The following is an 18,085-nucleotide window of genomic DNA, read 5'->3' as shown; positions in this document are numbered from 1 at the left end:
CCCGCCCGACAAGCGGACTACCGTGCGATTACTGAGCGGCCTCGAGCGCCAGCGGAACCTCGGCGGTTTCCACTCCGCTGTCGCGAACCACCGAAAACTCGGTCACGGCGATCTTCTGCTTGGCCAGTTCGGCCATCACCAACTCGATCGTTTCCGGCCCGTCGATGGCGATGCCGGTGGTCTTGTCGCGGAAGAGAACGTCTCCGGGCTGCACCGAACCAAGGCCGCCTGCGGGAACCGTCTGGACGATCGTCTGCCATTTGCCGTCGGCAAAGGCGGCAGAGACGTTCATCCCGTTCGCAAGGCTCACGATCCGCACGGTCGGCACCGCCAGAAGCCCGCTTTGCTCGTCGCCCGAGGCGGTCTTGTAAGTGACGCCGACGCGCGAATAGCCGTCAGGATCGACGTGGAGGTTGTTCAGCACCATGCCTGCGGTGGTGCCGCCGTTCTCGAAAGCGACGTCGTTGATGCCATAGAGCGTCACGCCGGGCTTCAGCCAGCTTCCGACGACGCTGAGGTCTGCCGCAGGGTCGATCCGCGAGACAACCGCGACGCGCTTGCCGTCGACGGTGCGCATGCTCTCGGAGAAGGGCATGCGAACGTCCCAGGCCGCGAAGGCGATCTGGTTTTCCGCAACCGGCCCGGTGACCGGCGCGGCGGGCGTTTCGATGACGGGCGCAGCAGCCTCTGCCGTCTCGGTCTGAGGTGCGGCTTCTGCTGCGGCCTCAGGTGCGGAAGCAGTGGGCTCTTCGGCCGGGGTCTCGGTCGTTTCGGTTGCTGAGGGCGCCGCGTCTGTGGGCGCCGCTTGCGCTGTTTCCTCACCCGCCGTCGTGGCCGGGGCGGGTTCCGCCGTCGCTTCGGGCGCAGCCGGTTCGGTCGTCGCAGCGGCGGGGGCCGCGGCCGTTTCGGTCGGCGCGCTGGCAGCGGCGGGCTCGGTCGTCGCCGTGTCCGACGAACCGCCCGAGAAGGTGATGGCGAGACCTGCGACCACCACGACGGCTGCAACTGCGCCTATCACCGGCACGCCGAGCTTGCGGCCACCCTTGGCCGCCACCGGTGCGTCGACATCCGGCAGCGGGGCGAACTGCGCCTTTGGCTTCACGGCTGCCGCTGGCGCGGCGGGCACCACCTCGGCGGCCGGCTCGTCCGCAATCTGCGCGGTTTCAGCGATCATATGGGCGACCGCCTCTTGCAGCGCATCGTCATTGACCGGTACCGGCATCACGCCGTCCTTGAACATCGCCAGCCAGTCCTGCGCGGATTGCAGGCGGTTCTTCGGGATCGTGTTCATCACCCGGTCGATCGCTTCCAGGAAGCCCGCCGGATAGCCCGCGACACGGCCAGCGAGCGGCTGATAGGGGTCGGGCCGGTTCTCGGCCAATGCGGCCAGACGGGCCTGGCCGTTGATCGGCGCCTCACCGGAGATCGCATGGTAAAGCGTGGCGCCCAGCGCGTAGAGGTCGCTCCACGGCCCCTGTTCGGACCCGGCGATGTAGAATTCCTGCGGCGAATAGCCATCCTTGACCACGCGCAGCGCAGTCAGCGCCCGGCTCTTGCGCGACGCCTGTTCGCGTGCCGCGCCGAAGTCGATGAGGATCGGTTCGCCCTTCTTGTTGATCAGGATATTGTCGGGCGAGATGTCGCGGTGAAGCATGTCGCTTTCGTGGATGAAACCCACCGCCGACAGCATCTTTTCGGTGATGTTCACGATCTCGGCGGGCGAGAGCGTCGTGCTCTTGTCCTCGATCACCTCCAGAAGGTCGCGCCCCTGGATGTAGTCGATTGCCATATAGGCGGTGCCGTTATCCTCGAACACCTGATGGACAGCGACGATATTGGGATGGACCATCTTCGCCAGGCTGTGCGCCTCGCGGACGAAAAGCTGCACGACCGAACGCAGTTCGGCCTGATGGGCGCGCGAGCGGGCGGCGACCACGGTCTTCGACCGGCGGCAGAAGGCGTTGGGGAAGCATTCCTTGATCACGACGTCGCGGTTGAGGCTGTCTTTTGCCAGATAGGTGATCCCGAAGCCGCCGTTGTTGAGGAAGCGCGAAATCGTGTACTGACCTTTCAGGAGCTTCGTCCCGGGCTGGAGCTCGTCCATGACGCTCATCACGTCATCGGCCATCGGCTCCACAACCTTTTGTTGTCCCATCTTCATCCCCTTCCCGCAGGAGCGATCTCGTCCGAGCAACGGAAGATGAGGGGACCGGTTCAGCGCGTCACTGCGCGCTCCACGAGCGACTACCCACCACCATCGTCCACACGTACGAACCAATTACAAGGAAAGGGAATCGTTATGGATGGCGGCGAAAATGGGGCGGGGAGGAGGAATTATAAAGGTTCCGCATGAATCGGGGCATTTTCGGGTCTTTGTTTCCCAGACAGGATGAATCGCCTGATGACAGTTGACAGGCCGTAAAAATCGTACATGCGTAAGATAGAACTGACCCGGAGACGCCGAACCCTAGGTTGCAGCGCCGAAAGTCGAGCTTTTCCAGCCGGTTATACTCTCAGGCAGCCTTCTGCCCCGCGGGGCACAGGTGATCGATGCCTTCGCTTAGCTGAACAACGATCCGTGCGGCGTCGAGAGCGGCGCTATCGGCGCTTTCGAACTGCAGAAGGATCAAAATGTCGTTCGCCTTCTCGCACTCAGCGATCAGCTCATCCGATTCGGCCAGCTGACCTTCGGCGTCCGATAGCCGGTCACGGAAGCCGTCCACCTCTTCCTGCGCGGCCATCACGAACTCCGCAGGATCGCCGTAGTCACCGTCGCGCGCCCGATCCAGCAGCGATCTGGCGCGCGCAAACCAGTCTTGCCGCAACTTGTCGAGGAGCTGCGCATCCGCTGCCTGCGTAGCAGTGCCAATCGGCGTCGGCGCCGGCACGACCGGCACTGCCGCAGGCGGTACAACGGGGTCGCTGGTGGGCGCCGGAGTCGTGGCAGAGGTGCGGGCCAGCGCATCAAGCTCCGCCTGCGCAGGCTGAATGAACTGTGCAAGGCCGCGCCGGATCTTCTCGATTTCGGCTTCGCGCAGTTCGACCGCCGCGGCGATGACCGATTCCACCAGCTGCTGGGCGCCACTGACCGACCAGAGCTCTTCGAAATTCGGCCCCGGGTTGGAAAGGGCCAGCATCGCCACCTTGGTGGAAACCGGGATCACGTCGCGAAAGCTGCGCAACCGGTCGGGTGTCAGCTTTTCCTTCGCGGCCGCAATGCCCGCTTCGTCGACATCTTCGGCATGGGTCAGGATCAGCATGCTGTTGCGGATGAGACGCCCGGGGATCATTCGCCAGCTCTCGCTGTCGGCCTTGATCATCGGATTTTCGGCCCGGCTACACCAGAGCATCACGTCAGCGAGACGCATCAGCGAGAAGACTGCGCGCTTGCTCGACTCCGCATCATCGAAACTGACGATATCGATCAGCGACAGGCCCTCGAGCGGTTCGCAGGTGATATCGAGCGTGATGATATCGGGGCCAAGTTCCGCCGCCTGGGCCAGCGCGCGTCCGGGCAGCTCGACGCTCGGCCGGTCCCACCAGCTGGCGGTCGTGCGTTCAATCAGCGAATGCCGCACCATAACCGTCACGGAGCCGACCGAAGCCTTGCCGGTCGGCAGGACCTTTTCGCCTATGAGCAGGTTGATCAGGCTCGACTTGCCCGCAAGGCTCTTGCCGGTGAAGGCGATCCTGACCGGCGTTTCCAGCCGGGTCTTGTAGGCATGGGCATGGTCGAGCGCCTGGTCGAACACAGCACTCGGCGCGGGGTCGAGCGCCGCGAACATCTCAAGGAAACGGTTGACCTCGCGAAGTTCGGCTTCTGCCGAGGGAAAGGCGCTCATTTTTCGGGCCCCCCGGCCTTTTCGGCCTGCAACCAGCGGCGAAGAAGCTCGTGCAGGTCTTCGCCCTCGCCAACATTCACCGCCAGATCGTCAGGGCTGACCGCGATGACAAGGCCGCGATCACCACGCGCCGCGCCCGGCAGCGCGATTGCCGCCCGAGGGCCGAGCAGCGCGCGCACGTCGTCGGGCAGCGCGGCAAGAGCTGACGCCAGCGCCTCGCCGTCCGCCTGCGAAAGCTGATAGGCCTCGGCGCCGGTGGCGTCGATCCGCGCGCCATCCGGCGACATCAGGGTCTGCGCCAGCGTGAACGGATGCGCCGCGGCATGGAAGGCCGCCCCCGCCCCCTCATAGGCCAGGTGGCGAAACTCAACCTCTTCGGCAAACCAGTTGACCGTCTCCATCAGGTCGCGGATCTCGCCCGCGCCATGGCCGACATCATCGGCGGCGACCTCTTCGGCCAGCGGATGGCGATCAAGCCCCAGCGGACCCTCGACCTCGGCCAGACCGGCAAGTGCCTCGCAGAGGACCGCGAGCTGGTCGTCTCGCGTCGACCCCGCTGCTGCGCTCAGCACCTGATGGCCATCGGGCGTGGTGACCGACATGCGCATCAACCGGCCGCTGGCCACAGTAAGGGTGCAGCTCATGTCCTGCGCGGCCGAAAAGACCAGGTTCCGGGGCAGCACCGTGTCGGCGATCATCCCGACGATAACACGCAGCCGGGCGTCGCGGCCCGTATCCGGCAAGCTGCGCTGCGCCCCTTCAGCGGCGATCGGTTCGATCCGCGCCAGAAGGGTCATGATGTCGTCCGGAAGTCCCACGTCGCCCCGCTTCTCGCCTCACCCGCTCTCAGATCAGGTCGGCGAGCTTATTCTTGTGTTCCGCGACCCCGCGGTCAACCTCGGCCGGGTCCGCATCGCTGCCACAGACATAGCACAAAGCATGCTCGGGGTAAGCCGGGGAGCGCGCCAGAACGATCAGCTCGTCTGGCCGCGCAATTGCAAGCTGATCAAGCCCGCCGCCGCCCGTACTCGCCGTGCCGCCGAGACGGGCCCGGAGCTGTGTAAGGGCCGGATGGTGCAAAAGCGCATTCGCGGCGCTTGCCAGCCGGTCGAACTGCTCCTGACGTACGCGGGTCTGGCTGGCGGAGCCGAGCACGAGGCCCGAGGCCATATCGACATAGCAGATGGTCCGGCAGCCGGGCACAGACGCGAGGCCCTGGTCGAGCGCTTGTTTCAGTGACATCTGCCCCCCGGCGACTGAATGGGTCGGCGCGCTCGCCCGTTTCGGGCGGCGCCGGTCCCGACCTTACCCCTCGCCGCGACCGAAATCCATCGCGCCTTGCGGCGCGGCGATCCGGCCCTCGCGTTCGAGCCGCTCCAGCAGATCGCCGATCGCGACGATAAGATCGGTGGTGGTGACCACATCGTCGCGGCCCGCGATCTCTTCCCAGATCGCACGGACGCTGAGCGGCGGCGATGTTGACCCTGGCAAGTGCTCCGGCGCGACGGTCACCTCATGCGCCTCGACCGAGCGGCCGATGTCGGCCAGAAGCGCCGAGAAAGCCCCTACATCGACATCGCTTGGCTCTTCGGCTTCTTCTATCGCAGGCGCGTCGCCCTCGTTCTCGTCGTCGATCCGGAACGCGCTGAGGTCGAGAACATCCTCTTCACCCTCTGCCGCATCGATAACGGTCTCTGCCACCGGCAGCGGGGCGGGTTCGACAGCCTCGACCTCTTCCGGCATGTCGAGTTCGATCGCTTCGGCGAGTGCGAGCTCCTCTGCCTCTTCCTGTGCCGCGATATCCTGATCAGCAGTGAGGCTTTCGTCAGATACCTCCTCCGCGCCGCCGACATCCGCGATATCGGTGGCCGCTTCATCGGCATCCATCTCGGGCGCAGCCGCAACCTCGATCCCGGCATCTTCAGCCAACACCTCGGGCGCCGCGCTTTCCTCCACATCAGCCTCGGGCGCGACCGCGGCAGGTTCCGGTCTGCGGCGGATCGGCGTGGGCTCCACCGCCGGGCCGCGCAGGTCGTGCTCCATCGCACCCGCCGCCTCGGGGCTCAGTCTCTGACGTTCGCTGCCTGCGGCGCGACTGACTCGGGCGGGCCGGACCGAGGCGGGCGGCAGGGGAACGATGACGGCCGAAGCCGGTTCTGGTTCGGGCGCGACAGCGGCAGAGCCCGCGATGCCGTTCGCGACCTCGTGCAGCGCGGCAACAAGCCGCTCCGCGCCGCTCGCGGCGAAAAGCGCCTCGCCGCCTTCCATCTCGCAGGCGCGGATCGCATCCATGGTCGAGAACATGATGATCTCGCCGAAAAGGCTTCCCGCCTCGTGGCGCAGCCGCGCCTCGACCCGGGCACGATCTTTGTCGGCCAGCTTGTCGGACCGCGTGGCCAGCAGGATGCTCGACGCGAACAGCCGGTCCGGCATCGCCACCCAGGCGGAACGCTCGCTTTCGCGCCAGGCCTGCGGTGCGTGGGTGCACCAGATCACGCCATCGACGAAGTCGATGACCGCCTGCCGGTAGGCATCGGGGATGTTCGGGTCGGAAATGCCGGGCGTGTCGATCAGGTCGAAATCATGCAGGATCTCGGCCTCACAGGTAATCTTCACATAGCGCACGCCTTCCACCTCGACCGCGCCGATCTCTTCAAAGTCGATGTCCCGGCGCTCGCCGTCGGTGGTGACATAGTGCGCGGCGCGCGGCCCGTAGCTCAGCCAGACCGGCGGCATCTGGGTGGCGGTGACACGCGTCGGCAGCACCTCGTCGCCCAGAAGGAAATTGATGAGCGTCGTCTTGCCCGCGCTGAACTCTCCCATCAGGCCAAGACGCGGCGGTCCCGGCAGGCGTGTCGGCGCCGGTTGTGCCTCTTCGGTCGGACGGATGAGAGATGTCTCGTTCATGTCTGCCTCTTTTTCACGCCGCCTCTGCGCCGAGATCGCGCAGGATCTCGCCCAGGCGGTTCAACCGGTCATCCGGTGTTGTCGCCGCGGCCTGCGGCGAAGGCGCGGCCGGAGTTTCGCCCTGCATCAGCCGCATGATGTTTTCCTGCTGCTCGCTGGCAAAGGACGTGTAGGTCATGCGGATCTTTTCCAGCACCTGCTGGGCCTGACCCGACTCCAACTCTTCGGTCATCGACTGGGCTTCGGCCTTGATCAGATGCACATAGTCGCTGGCAAAACTTTCGATGCCGCGCCGCTTCTTCCACCAGCTGCGCCACCAGTTCGAATGGAGGTCGAGCGCGATGGTGCGGCCAAGGCCCACTGGCGGCGGCACGTCGGGCGGCAGCGGCGCCGCGATCTGGAAATCGTCGAGCCCTTCGCCGATCACCGCCTGATAGACAGCTTCGGTATTCTTCGCGGCCTCGTCAAAGACCTTGGTCACCTTCGACCGAACCGAACGGGCGAAGTTCGTATAGGCCGCCCGCTGCAGAACGCGCAGGCCCGCCGGATCGTAGCTCCAGGTGCCCTGCTCGCCGTTTTCCTGCAGATGCTGGATAAGCGAATCCGTCGCGCGCTTGATGAAGCCGGACTGTGCCTTGTCGAGACGGTCGTGCAAATCGTCGGACAGGTCCTTGATCAACTTGTCGATCTCCTGCCCGAAGCGCTGGGCGATATCGTCGATCGCGGCCTTCGGATCAGAGCCTTCGAAGCTCGGCACGACGCTCGGCTCCGCGGCCCGCGTGCGGCTCGCGACCAAAGTCGCGCGTGCTTCATGCGTCAGGTTGCGGACGCTGCGACTGATCTTCTGATGCAGTCGCTGGGCGCTGCCCTCGCTGACCCGCTCGCCGATGGCCTGCAAAAGCGCGGGCAGGCCCGAGGCGTTCCAGGTTGTCTCGTCGTCGGTGTCGCAGACGAGGTCGTGGTTGGCCTCGACGAAGCTTTCCAGCGCCTTCAGGCTGTCCTCGGGCAGGTCCTCAACCGTGCCCATCAGCGCCGCCTCGCCCCATTTCGCGCTGCCGAAGACCAGCGCGACATCGCCGTCGATCCGGGCCTGCGTCAGTGTGCGGACGATGCCGTCGCGGATCTCCGGCACTTGCTCGGCCGGGTTCTGCAATTCGTCGATCCGGTTGACGAAAATAATGATCTGCCGCTTGTCGAGGTTGGAGATGATGCGCAGAAGCGCCATGTCCGAGGTCGTCAGCGCCTGATGAGCCGACAGGACAACGACGCACAGTTCCGACCCGCGCAGCGCACGGATGGTGATCTGCTCGCGCATCAGGAAGGTGTCGTTCACGCCGGGCGTGTCGCACAGCTGCAGCGGCATGCCGTAGGCGGGAACATCCAGATAAATCTCGGCCGATTTGGTCACGTCGGCGAAACGGCCGGTCTTGGCATTCGCGTCCTGAATTTCGGGGGCGTCGCCAAGGCAGACATAGCGTTCCACCAGTTCGGTATCGACATAGCCGTAGGAATGGCTCTGCCCGAGCAGGAACTGGAAATGCTTGCCCAGACGCTTCTCGGTCGCGGCGCGCATCGCCTCGACCTGTTTCTGGATCGTGGCCATTTCGTCCGTCGATCCGGCGCGTTCGGCAAGTTCTCCCAGCCGCCCGCCGCCGATCACCAGCTTGTCCCATTCATCCTGATCGAAGAAGGTGAAGCGCGCCTTCACATCCGCCTCGCCATTGGGGTCGGACGGGTTGCGGTTGTTGATCATCAGCGTCGTGACGACCGAGGTCCAGGGGTTGACGTCCGAAGGCAGAAGGCCCGGTTGGCCGGAAAGGACGTTGGTCAGGGCGGACTTACCCGCCTTCACCTGACCGACGAAGGTCACCTTCGCCGCAAACTCTTCAAGCCGCGCCTGCAGCGAGGTCACGCGAGAGGCGGTGCGCCGGTCGCTGACCTCGGCCAGTTCGCCAAGCTTCTTGGAAAGGTCGGACAGGGCCCCCATCTGGCCCGCGACAGCCGCATTCCCTGCAGACAGAAAACGTGCGTTCTTCACCATCTGAGCGTATGCCCCTTCTTCCTACCCAACGCCGCAGGGCCAAGGCCCCGGCGATCAACCCAACATCACACCCGATCGGAACCGGCCCCTTCCGCGCACCGCTTGCTCCCTGACCGTGGCGCGGGTTCCGCGCCTGGGTCGCTTGCGAGCAGTCTCGCCAACTGTTGCGTATTCGGCGCCGGTCACCACCCGATCAGGCAGACAGTTAACGATTTGAAAGCACAGGATTGTGGCGAGAACGGGTCACCAAGATGGCGCCCGAAGAACGGCCGATCCGCGCAGCCGGGAAAACAAGGGGTTTCAAGCGAAGCTCCGCCGAAATTTGCGCCTTCAAGGGCGCCCGGGGCGGGTCTCCGCACATGTTCAGTGCTGCCCCGTCGCGACGGCCGCCTGACCGATTCTTATCTGCGCCGGGTTAGCGCTCACAGGTCTTTCAGTCGCCCCCGGACGAGGGCGCAGGCCCGCTCGACCGCCTCGTCAATCTTCATGTCGGACGTGTCGAACGTCACCGCGTCGACGGCCGCCACCATGGGGGAGGCTGTACGGTTCCGGTCGCGCTCGTCGCGTTCACGCACCTCGGCGAGCACCTTGGCCTCGTCGCCGCCCACCTCCAGCCAGCGACGATGGGCGCGCACCTCGGCGCTCGCGGTGACGAAGAGTTTAACCTCAGCCCCTGGGCAGATGACAGTGCCGATGTCGCGCCCGTCCAGCACCGCGCCGCCTTCGCGGCGCGCGAAGGCGCGCTGATAGGCGACGAGCGCCGCGCGGACTTCGGGCAGAACCGCCACGCGGCTTGCCGCCTGCCCGGCCGCAAGCGTGCGAAGGTCGTCGCGCGCCATATCTTCCTCGTTCAGCGACCGCGCGGCGGCGACCGGATCGCCACCCTTCATGCCGACGGCACGGTAAAGAAGCCCGGTATCGAGATGGGCAAAGCCAAACTCCCGCGCGATGGCCCGCCCGATCGTGCCCTTGCCCGCCGCCGCCGGCCCGTCGATGGCCACGGTGAATATCATGGCTGCACTCTGACCCGCCCTCTGAGGCGCGAAACTGCCAGTACAAGGGCGGCTGTCAGTGCCAGCGCGCCGAGGGCCGACTTTGTCATGGTCCAGCCTCTTGCCCAAATCACCATCGCATCGCTCACGGCCTCGGGTGGCAGGGCCAGCATCGCCCGGACCGCGTGGTTTTCCAGATAGTCGCAAGCCGCCGCCAGAAGGGCGAGCGCGGCGAGCCAGCGCGCCACTTTCGCCGGTGCAAGAGCACGGAAGGCGATGGCCAGCGTCAGCGCCAGCAGCGCGGGGAAGAGAAGATCGAGTCCTTGCTGCACATCGCGGTAGAAGGCGCGCCCTGCCTCGCCCAAGGCGCCAAGATAGGCGCGCGTCTCGTCCGGGCCATAGCCGAACGGCCTGAGGTCGAAGGCGCGGCCCGCCTCTCCCATGTCAAGGCGCGGCAAAGACCAGAAAAGCATCGTCAGATAGACGGCGAGCGTTGTCCCGGCCAGAAGCCAGAAGGCTGCCCGCCTGCCCGTCACTTGTTCGCCCGCTCGATCCGGGCGCCAAGGCCCGCCATCAGGTCCTCGAAGACCGGGAAGGACGTCGCGATGGGCGAGCCGTCATCGACCGAGACCGGCTTTTGCGAGGCGAGGCCCAGAACCAGGAATGACATGGCGATCCGGTGGTCGATATGGGTCTTCGCCGTCGCGCCGCCCGGCACGCCGCCCGCACCCATCCCGTGGACGATGAGCGTATCCTCATCCTCCTCGATCTTCACGCCACAGGCCTCGAGCCCGCGCGCCATCGCGTCGATCCGGTCGCTTTCCTTGACGCGCAGCTCCTTGATGCCGCGCATGATGGTCGTGCCCTCGGCGCAGGCCGCGACGACCGAGAGGATCGGATATTCGTCGATCATGCTTGCCGCGCGCTCTTCCGGCACTTCGATGCCCTTGAGCGAGGAAAACCGGACCCGCAGGTCGGCGACCGGCTCTCCGCCTTCCTCGCGCGGGTTCTGGAAGTCGATGTCGGCGCCCATTTCGACAAGCGTCGTATATAGGCCATTGCGCGTGGGGTTCTGGCTGACGCCGGGAACGAGGATGTCGGAGCCTTCGACGATCAGTGCCGCGCAGACCGGGAAGGCCGCCGACGAGGGGTCGCGCGGCACGGCGACGGTCTGCGGCTTCAGTTCTGGCTGGCCAGTCAGGATGATGATGCGGCCTTCAGGCGCGTTTTCGACCGTCAGGTCGGCGCCGAAACCGCGCAACATCCGCTCAGAATGGTCGCGTGTAGGTTCTTTTTCGATCACCACGGTCTGGCCGGGGGTATTGAGGCCCGCGAGCAGCACGGCAGATTTTACCTGCGCCGACGGCATCGGCACGGTGTAGGTCACCGGCATCGGGTCCTTCGCGCCGATGATCGTCATCGGCAAGCGTCCGCCCTGCCGCCCGTAGGCCTGCGCGCCGAACAGCGCCAAGGGATCGGTGACGCGGCCCATCGGGCGCTTCCTGAGGCTCGCGTCCCCGGTGAAGGTCGCGGTGATGGGCGATGTCGCCATGCAACCCATGATCAACCGCACGCCGGTGCCGGAATTGCCGCAGTCGATCACCTGTTCCGGTTCACGGAACCCGCCGACACCGACACCCCAGACCGACCAGTCGCCCGGCCCATGCTGCGTGACCTCGGCGCCAAAGGCGCGCATCGCCGCGGCCGTGTCGAGCACGTCCTGCCCCTCCAGCAGCCCGGTGACTTTCGTCTCACCCACCGCCATCGCGCCAAGGATTAGAGAGCGGTGCGAGATCGACTTGTCGCCCGGTACCTCGGCCCGGCCCTTGAGCGGCCCGGACTTGCGGGCGGTCATCGGAATGGCGGTGCCGTGGCCGGACATGAAATTCTCCCTCTCAAGACCCCGGCGCTGATAGCGCAGGTCACTGCCGGGGTCCATGCCCGTGCGGGCGCGTTGCTAGTTCTTAGCCGATCCTGCCGCGTTCGCCGCCGGTCTGGGCGCGGTCGAGCAGGATATGGTCGAGGATCACACAGGCCATCATCGCCTCGCCCACCGGCACGGCGCGGATGCCGACGCAGGGGTCGTGCCGCCCCTTGGTGATAAGGTCGGTCTCCTCGCCGCCGCGCGTTACCGTACGGCGCGGGGTGAGGATCGAGGAGGTGGGCTTGACGGCGAAGCGGCAGGTCACATCCTGCCCGGTCGAGATACCGCCAAGGATACCGCCCGCATGGTTCGACTGGAAGCTATGGCCCTCTCCCCCCATCCGTATCTCGTCGGCATTCTCGACCCCGGTCAGTTCCGCCGCCGCCATACCCGCGCCGATCTCGACGCCCTTGACCGCGTTGATCGACATCATCGCCGACGCAAGATCGGCGTCGAGTTTGCCATAGATCGGCGCGCCCAAGCCCGGCGGTACATTGCGGGCCACCACTTCGACGACGGCGCCGACGGAATTGCCATCCTTGCGCAGCTCATCAAGATGCGCAGCCCAGATCGCGGCCGCGCTGGCGTCGGGGCACCAAAACGGATTCTGTTCGATCTCGGCCATGTCGAACCGGTCGCGGTCAGCCTTCAGGCGCCCCATCTGCACCATATAGCCCTGGATCTCGACCCCCGGCGCCAATCGCTTCAGCACCTCGCGCGCCACGCCGCCCGCCGCCACCCGTGCCGCGGTTTCGCGCGCCGAAGACCGGCCGCCGCCGCGCGGGTCGCGGATGCCGTATTTCTGCCAGTAGGTGATGTCGGCATGACCGGGCCGGAAGCTTGCGGCGATGTCGCCGTAATCCTTCGAGCGCTGGTCGGTATTCTCGATCATCAGCTGGATCGGCGTGCCGGTGGTGCGGCCTTCGTAGACGCCGGAAAGGATTCTGACTTCGTCGGGCTCGCGCCGCTGGGTCGTATATTTGTTCTGGCCGGGTTTGCGGCGGTCGAGCCAGTGCTGGATCATCGGCTCGGCCAGCTCGACCCCCGGCGGGCAGCCATCGACCGTCGCGCCCAGCGCGGGCCCGTGGCTTTCGCCCCAGGTGGTGACGCGGAAGAGATGACCGAAGGTGTTGAGGCTCATGGGCTTCTCCTGTCCTTGGAAAGCGGCATAAAGGAGCGTGGCCCCTCACTCAAGCAGCGAAAGGCCCATTCGACGAGAAGCCGAAGGCGCCCGAGGAGCCCTGTCTTGCGGAGCGGCTCGTCGATGACTTCGTCACTCCTCGCGCGAGGGCTACAGCATCCGCTTCAGCCGTGGCCCGACCTCGGTGAACCCCTCGCGTTCGTAGAAGGCCTTGGTCCGCGCCCAGGCGGGCAGTTCCGGCGCGCCAACCTCGATCCGCTTCCAGCCCCGGTCGCGGCCGAGATCGGCCGCCGCCGTCACCAGTCGCGCCGCGACACCCGACGAACGTCGCTCCGGCATGACATATAGCTCTGTAATCTCGCCGAACCGCCCGCCCGCATAGATCGCCGCGCATTCGTTCAGCATCAGCAGTCCCAGCGCTTGGCCACCCTCCATAGCCACAAGCCCAATAACAGAATTCGCAGCCAGTAACGAAAGCGCCGTCGCGGTCATTGCTTCGCGATCCACCTTCTCGCCCCCCGAAAGCTCCTCGATCAGCCGAGCGACGAGCTCGCCGACAAGTTGAGCATCTGCCGCGGTGGCGATCTGAACATGGAAGGACATGGGCACCTCTCTGAATTTGATCAAATACTGCCGCACAGAACGATCCAGGGTCAACCCGCAAGCGCAGGCGCTGCATATTCCGGTTGCGGTCGCGCCGCGCGCCGCTATGGTGCACCTCACCTCGGGGTGCTCCGCCGGACAGGCGAAGCTGAGATGCGCAAGCGGACCCGTTGAACCTGAACCGGTTAAGACCGGCGGAGGGAAGGTAGGATCCACGTGATCGCCCCCATCTCCGCCCGCCTGACCATTGGAGGACGAGAGATGAGACCTATCCTGTCTCCGGCCCTGATGATCGCGGGTAGCCTTATGGCCAGCAGCGCGCTGGCCGAGGGCAAGCCCGAACTGATTGTCTATGCGCCGGATTATTTTGCTTCCGAATGGGGGCCGGGGCCGCAGATCGAGAAAGGCTTCGAGGGCCGCTGCGGCTGCGATCTGCAATTCCGCACCGGCGACCTGCTGACACGCCTGCGACTTGAGGGCGACACGACGCCCGCCGATGTGGTCATCGGCCTGACGACCGACCAGACGGCGGCGGCGCGGGCGACCGGCCTCTTGGCCGACCATGGCAAGGACCTCTCCACCCTGACCCTGCCCATCGCCTGGACCGATCCGGTCTTCGTACCCTTCAACTGGGGCGAGGCGGCCTTCATCTATGACAAGAACCGCCTTGCCACACCGCCTGCCAGTTTCGCCGCGTTTCTGACGGCGCCCGACGACCTGAAGATCGTGATTCAGGACCCGCGCAGTTCGCCCTCGGGCCTGGCGCTCCTGCTCTGGGTCAAGGCCGTCTATGGCGACACCTCGGGCGATGCCTGGCGCGCGCTGAAGCCAAAGGTCCTGACCGTGACGCCCGGCTGGTCGGAGGCCTATGGGCTCTTCACCTCTGGCGAGGCGGACATGGTTCTGTCCTACATCACCTCGCCCGCCTATCACATCATCGCCGAGCATGACCTGACCAAGGCCGCCCTGATCTTTCCGGAAGGGCACTATTTCACCGCCGAACTGGTGGCCAAGACCGGCACCACCGATCAGCCCGCGCTGGCCGATGCTTTCCTCGATTATGTCCTCTCCGACGATTTCCAGGGCATGATCGCGACCGCCAACTGGTCCTACCCTGCGCGGATGACCGAGGGTGGCCTGCCGCCCGAATTCGCGGCCCTCGCCCGGCCCGAGAAGACCCTGTTCCTGACCGAAACCGAAGCCGAAATGATCCGGGGCCCCGTGATCGACGAATGGCTTTCCATCATGAGCGAATGACGATGACTTTCACACGAAATCTTGCCGCCTGCACCCTGCTGCCGCTTCTCGCCCTGCCCGCTTTGGCCGACGAAAAGCCGGTGCTCACCGTCTATACCTACGACAGTTTCGCCTCTGAATGGGGGCCCGGCCCGGCGGTCGAAAAGGCGTTCGAGGCCGAATGCGGCTGCGACCTGCAATATGTGGCACCCGGCGACGCTGGCGCGCTTCTGTCGCGCGTTCTGCTGGAAGGCAAGGACACCAAGGCCGATGTGGTCCTCGGGCTCGACACCAACCTGACCGCACAGGCAGAGGCGAGCGGCCTTTTTTCGGCCCACAGCCTGACCGGCACCGTCCTCGACCTGCCGGTCGCCTGGAACGATCCGGTCTTCGTGCCCTTCGACTGGGGCTATTTCGCCTTTGTCTATGACAAGACCAAACTCACCGAACCGCCCGCGAATTTCGAGGCGCTCGCCGCCTCCAACGTGAAGATCGCGATCCAGGACCCGCGTTCATCCTCGCCGGGGCTTGGCCTTCTGATGTGGGTCAAAGCCGCCTATGGCGACCGCGCGGGAGAGGTCTGGACGGCGCTCGCCGACAATATCGTCACCGTGACGCCGGGCTGGTCCGAGGCTTATGGCCTCTTCCTGTCGGGCGAGGCCGATATGGTCCTGTCCTACACCACCTCGCCCGCCTATCATATCTTCGCCGAGAAGGACGACACCAAGGCGGCGGCGGCATTCGATGAAGGCCACTATCTGCAGATCGAGGTGGCGGCCAAGGTCGCTGCCACTGATCAGCCGGCACTGGCCGATGAATTCCTCAGCTTCATGACCGGCCCGGCCTTCCAGAGCATTATCCCCGAAACCAACTGGATGTATCCGGCGGTGGCGCTTGAGGGCGGCCTGCCTGCCGAATTCTCCGGGCTGGTGACGCCTGACAAGGCACTTCTTCTTCCCGCCGCCGAGGCGGCCCAGATGCGGGAGGCGGCGACCGAGGAATGGCGCGCGGCGCTTTCGAAATAGTGCCGCGCTGGCCGGGCGCGCTCGCGCTCGGCCTCGTGATGGCTCTGGTCCTCGGCGCCTTCGGCGCCGTCATTGCGCGCGCCGGGGCCTTGTCGGGTATCACGACGGCCGACTGGGCGGCAGCGCGCTTCACCGTGATGCAGGCAGGCCTCTCGGCCCTTCTCTCCGCGGGCCTCGCCGTGCCGGTCGCCCGCGCGCTGGCACGGCGGCACTTCCCCGGGCGGCATCTGGTGATCGTTGCGCTCGGCGCCCCATTCATCCTGCCGGTGATCGTGGCGGTGATGGGGCTTCTGGCGATCTTCGGGCGCGCGGGCTGGCTGAACGCGGGCCTCGCCCTTCTGGGCCTGCCGAAAGTCAGCCTCTACGGCCTCGACGGCATCCTCCTTGCCCATGTCTTCCTCAACCTGCCCTTCGCGGTCAGGCTTTTGCTGAACGGCTGGGCCTCGGTGCCCTCCGAGCGTTTCCGCCTGGCCGCAGCGCTGGATTTCGGCCCGCGCGACGTCTGGCGCCATATCGAACGGCCGATGCTGCGCGCCGTGCTGCCGGGCGTGACGCTCGCGATTTTCCTCGTCTGCCTCACAAGCTTCACCGTCATTCTGGTGATGGGCGGCGGCCCGCGCGCCACCACGCTGGAGCTGGCGATCTATCAGGCCTTCCGGCTGGAGTTCGACCTCGGCCATGCGGCGGCGCTCGCGAGCCTGCAGATGGCACTCTCGCTCGCGGCGGCAGGCCTCAGCCTTGCTGTTGCGCGGCCCGCCGCCTTCGGCGCGGGGCTTGGCCGGATTGCCGACCGCTGGGACCGGACATCGCGCAGCCTGCAGATCTTCGACGCGACGCTTTTGGCGGCAACCGGCCTCTTCATCGCCACACCGATGCTGGCTGTTCTGGCCTCGGGCCTGCCCTGGATCACCGACCTGCCGCGCAGCGTCTGGATGGCCGCCGGCCGGACTGTGATCATCGCGATGGCCGCGGCGCTCATTGCCGTCTCGCTGGCCGTCGCGACCGGGTTCCTGATCACCAGTCTTTCCACCCGCGCCGCGCGACTGACGGACGCTGCGGTGATGCTGGCGATGACGGCCTCGCCGCTTGTCGTCGGCACCGGCCTGTTCCTCATTCTGCGAACTTTCACCGACCCGATCGCGCTTGCCCTGCCGGTGGTGGTGCTGGTCAATGCTGTGATGGCCATGCCCTTCTGCCTGCGTGTCCTTCTCCCCGGTCTCGCTGTCCTTCGCGCCGATTACGACCGGCTGTCGGCAAGCCTCGGCGTGACCGGCGCCCACTGGGCCCGGCGCGTCGCTCTGCCGCGACTGCGCCGGCCGCTCGCTTTCGCGGGCGGGCTGGCGGCGGCCTTGTCGGCGGGCGATCTGGGGGTCGTGGCGCTTTTCGCCGATCCGGGGCATGCGACGCTGCCGATGCAGGTCTATGTGCTCGCGGGCGCCTACCGCACCGATCAGGCGGCGGGTGCGGCGATCCTGCTCGTGCTCATCGCCTTCGGGCTCTTCCGCCTCTTCGACCGTCTGGGGGATCGCGATGCTGACCTTTGAGAAACTGGAACTCGCACAAGATGACTTCCGCCTGAGTGCCGATTTCACCCTCCCCGCGGGCGGCATCACCGCCATCATCGGCCCTTCCGGCGCCGGAAAATCAACGCTCCTCTCGGCAATCGCAGGCTTCTTCCCGCCCGGCTCGGGCCGCATCCTGTGGCAGGGCCGGGACCTCGCGCCGCTTGCCCCCGGCGCGCGCCCGGTGTCGATCCTCTTTCAGGACCAGAATCTTTTTCCCCATCTCACCATCGCCGACAATCTCGGGCTGGGCCTGCGCCCCAATCTGCGCCTCTCCACCGAGGATCGCGCGCGCGTCGCGACCGCGCTTGACCGGGTGGGCCTCTCCGGCCTTGGCCCCCGCAAGCCCGGCACCCTTTCCGGCGGCCAGCAAAGCCGCGCCGCCCTTGCCCGCGCGTTGCTGCGTGCCCGGCCGCTCCTCCTCCTCGACGAGCCGTTCGCCGCCCTCGGCCCGGCACTAAAGGCCGAGATGCTCGACCTCGTCGCCGAAATCGCGGGCGAAACCGCAACAACGGTGCTGATGGTCAGCCACGATCCGAAAGACGCGCACCGGATCGCCCACCAGACCATCCTCGTCGCCGATGGCCTGGCCCATCCGCCCGAGGGCACGGCGACCCTCTTCGCCGCGCCGCCCCCCGCCCTCGCCGCCTATCTCGGAACGTGAAAAGGGCGCCCGAACCGGACGCCCTTTCATCTTGGCTCAGATACCTCGGGGGTGCGGGGGCAGAGCCCCCCCCCGTCCCGGTCTCAGCGCCCTGCGTAGATCTGCGCCACGCGGTCGACGGCAGCCTCGGGCGACATCTCCTCGCTTT

At 66.3% G+C, this 18,085-nt stretch carries 15 protein-coding genes and 1 riboswitch; of the genes, 4 read left to right on the top strand and 11 right to left on the bottom strand.

Annotated features, from left to right (window positions below):
• Nucleotides 1–28: 28 nt before the first annotated feature.
• From OU426_RS15490 to OU426_RS15440, 11 genes are all read right to left on the bottom strand, one after another.
• A complete protein-coding gene (locus OU426_RS15490) occupies nucleotides 29–2,155 on the bottom strand; it encodes a serine/threonine-protein kinase (protein WP_267634969.1) in 2,127 nt (708 codons plus the stop codon).
• 358 nt (nucleotides 2,156–2,513) lie between these two features.
• Entirely contained in the window at nucleotides 2,514–3,842 is a 1,329-nt protein-coding gene (locus OU426_RS15485) for a dynamin family protein (RefSeq protein ID WP_267634968.1), read from the bottom strand.
• Complete coding sequence (locus OU426_RS15480; protein ID WP_267634967.1) at nucleotides 3,839–4,660, bottom strand: hypothetical protein; 822 nt, start codon at nucleotides 4,658–4,660, stop codon at nucleotides 3,839–3,841. Before OU426_RS15480 ends, OU426_RS15485 begins: the two co-directional genes overlap by 4 nt.
• A gap of 28 nt (nucleotides 4,661–4,688) precedes the next feature.
• Nucleotides 4,689–5,084 (bottom strand): hypothetical protein, encoded by a 396-nt coding sequence (locus tag OU426_RS15475; RefSeq protein ID WP_267634965.1) that lies wholly within the window; start codon nucleotides 5,082–5,084, stop codon nucleotides 4,689–4,691.
• 63 nt (nucleotides 5,085–5,147) lie between these two features.
• Nucleotides 5,148–6,749, bottom strand: coding sequence for a dynamin family protein (locus OU426_RS15470; RefSeq protein ID WP_267634964.1), 1,602 nt, complete (start codon nucleotides 6,747–6,749; stop codon nucleotides 5,148–5,150).
• Nucleotides 6,750–6,762: 13 nt separating this feature from the next.
• The gene (locus OU426_RS15465; protein ID WP_267634963.1) at nucleotides 6,763–8,790 is read right to left on the bottom strand and encodes a dynamin family protein; all 2,028 of its coding nucleotides are present in this window, start codon (nucleotides 8,788–8,790) and stop codon (nucleotides 6,763–6,765) included.
• 422 nt (nucleotides 8,791–9,212) lie between these two features.
• Nucleotides 9,213–9,803: a (d)CMP kinase gene (locus OU426_RS15460; protein ID WP_267634962.1), complete on the bottom strand. Its 591-nt coding sequence runs from the start codon at nucleotides 9,801–9,803 to the stop codon at nucleotides 9,213–9,215.
• Nucleotides 9,800–10,318, bottom strand: coding sequence for a hypothetical protein (locus tag OU426_RS15455; RefSeq protein ID WP_267634960.1), 519 nt, complete (start codon nucleotides 10,316–10,318; stop codon nucleotides 9,800–9,802). Before OU426_RS15455 ends, OU426_RS15460 begins: the two co-directional genes overlap by 4 nt.
• On the bottom strand, nucleotides 10,315–11,664 hold the full coding sequence (aroA, locus tag OU426_RS15450; protein WP_267634959.1) for a 3-phosphoshikimate 1-carboxyvinyltransferase: 1,350 nt from the start codon (nucleotides 11,662–11,664) through the stop codon (nucleotides 10,315–10,317). Before aroA ends, OU426_RS15455 begins: the two co-directional genes overlap by 4 nt.
• 82 nt (nucleotides 11,665–11,746) lie before the next feature.
• Nucleotides 11,747–12,847 carry a chorismate synthase gene (gene aroC, locus OU426_RS15445; protein WP_267634958.1) on the bottom strand — a complete coding sequence of 367 codons (1,101 nt, stop codon included), beginning with the start codon at nucleotides 12,845–12,847 and terminating at the stop codon, nucleotides 11,747–11,749.
• A gap of 150 nt (nucleotides 12,848–12,997) precedes the next feature.
• Nucleotides 12,998–13,450 carry a GNAT family N-acetyltransferase gene (locus OU426_RS15440; RefSeq protein ID WP_267634956.1) on the bottom strand — a complete coding sequence of 151 codons (453 nt, stop codon included), beginning with the start codon at nucleotides 13,448–13,450 and terminating at the stop codon, nucleotides 12,998–13,000.
• A gap of 112 nt (nucleotides 13,451–13,562) precedes the next feature.
• Nucleotides 13,563–13,670: riboswitch (TPP riboswitch) on the top strand.
• Nucleotides 13,671–13,711: 41 nt separating this feature from the next.
• Here OU426_RS15440 and OU426_RS15435 point away from each other — a divergent pair.
• From OU426_RS15435 to OU426_RS15420, 4 genes are read left to right on the top strand one after another with little or no spacing between them, the layout of a single operon-like run.
• Nucleotides 13,712–14,707, top strand: a complete 996-nt coding sequence (locus tag OU426_RS15435; RefSeq protein ID WP_267634955.1) for a thiamine ABC transporter substrate-binding protein — start codon at nucleotides 13,712–13,714, stop codon at nucleotides 14,705–14,707.
• 2 nt (nucleotides 14,708–14,709) lie between these two features.
• On the top strand, nucleotides 14,710–15,711 hold the full coding sequence (gene thiB, locus OU426_RS15430; RefSeq protein ID WP_267634954.1) for a thiamine ABC transporter substrate binding subunit: 1,002 nt from the start codon (nucleotides 14,710–14,712) through the stop codon (nucleotides 15,709–15,711).
• On the top strand, nucleotides 15,687–17,255 hold the full coding sequence (locus OU426_RS15425; RefSeq protein WP_267634953.1) for an ABC transporter permease subunit: 1,569 nt from the start codon (nucleotides 15,687–15,689) through the stop codon (nucleotides 17,253–17,255). The genes thiB and OU426_RS15425 overlap by 25 nt, the downstream gene beginning before the upstream one ends.
• Complete coding sequence (locus tag OU426_RS15420) at nucleotides 17,242–17,937, top strand: thiamine ABC transporter ATP-binding protein (RefSeq protein WP_267634952.1); 696 nt, start codon at nucleotides 17,242–17,244, stop codon at nucleotides 17,935–17,937. The genes OU426_RS15425 and OU426_RS15420 overlap by 14 nt, the downstream gene beginning before the upstream one ends.
• Nucleotides 17,938–18,085 lie beyond the last annotated feature (148 nt).

The sequence above is a fragment of the Frigidibacter sp. RF13 genome, assembly GCF_026626305.1.
Taxonomy (GTDB): Bacteria; Pseudomonadota; Alphaproteobacteria; order Rhodobacterales; family Rhodobacteraceae; genus TMP-24.
This window is presented reverse-complemented; position numbering and strand designations above follow the sequence as displayed.

What these genes read in the sequence shown, in the direction of transcription:
- OU426_RS15490 (WP_267634969.1), bottom strand. Translation starts at nt 2,155, where the DNA reads ATGGGACAACAAAAGGTTGTGGAGCCGATGGCCGATGACGTGATGAGC.
- OU426_RS15485 (WP_267634968.1), bottom strand. Translation starts at nt 3,842, where the DNA reads ATGAGCGCCTTTCCCTCGGCAGAAGCCGAACTTCGCGAGGTCAACCGT.
- OU426_RS15475 (WP_267634965.1), bottom strand. Translation starts at nt 5,084, where the DNA reads ATGTCACTGAAACAAGCGCTCGACCAGGGCCTCGCGTCTGTGCCCGGC.
- OU426_RS15470 (WP_267634964.1), bottom strand. Translation starts at nt 6,749, where the DNA reads ATGAACGAGACATCTCTCATCCGTCCGACCGAAGAGGCACAACCGGCG.
- OU426_RS15465 (WP_267634963.1), bottom strand. Translation starts at nt 8,790, where the DNA reads ATGGTGAAGAACGCACGTTTTCTGTCTGCAGGGAATGCGGCTGTCGCG.
- OU426_RS15460 (WP_267634962.1), bottom strand. Translation starts at nt 9,803, where the DNA reads ATGATATTCACCGTGGCCATCGACGGGCCGGCGGCGGCGGGCAAGGGC.
- aroA (WP_267634959.1), bottom strand. Translation starts at nt 11,664, where the DNA reads ATGTCCGGCCACGGCACCGCCATTCCGATGACCGCCCGCAAGTCCGGG.
- aroC (WP_267634958.1), bottom strand. Translation starts at nt 12,847, where the DNA reads ATGAGCCTCAACACCTTCGGTCATCTCTTCCGCGTCACCACCTGGGGC.
- OU426_RS15440 (WP_267634956.1), bottom strand. Translation starts at nt 13,450, where the DNA reads ATGTCCTTCCATGTTCAGATCGCCACCGCGGCAGATGCTCAACTTGTC.
- OU426_RS15435 (WP_267634955.1), top strand. Translation starts at nt 13,712, where the DNA reads ATGAGACCTATCCTGTCTCCGGCCCTGATGATCGCGGGTAGCCTTATG.
- thiB (WP_267634954.1), top strand. Translation starts at nt 14,710, where the DNA reads ATGACTTTCACACGAAATCTTGCCGCCTGCACCCTGCTGCCGCTTCTC.
- OU426_RS15425 (WP_267634953.1), top strand. Translation starts at nt 15,687, where the DNA reads ATGGCGCGCGGCGCTTTCGAAATAGTGCCGCGCTGGCCGGGCGCGCTC.
- OU426_RS15420 (WP_267634952.1), top strand. Translation starts at nt 17,242, where the DNA reads ATGCTGACCTTTGAGAAACTGGAACTCGCACAAGATGACTTCCGCCTG.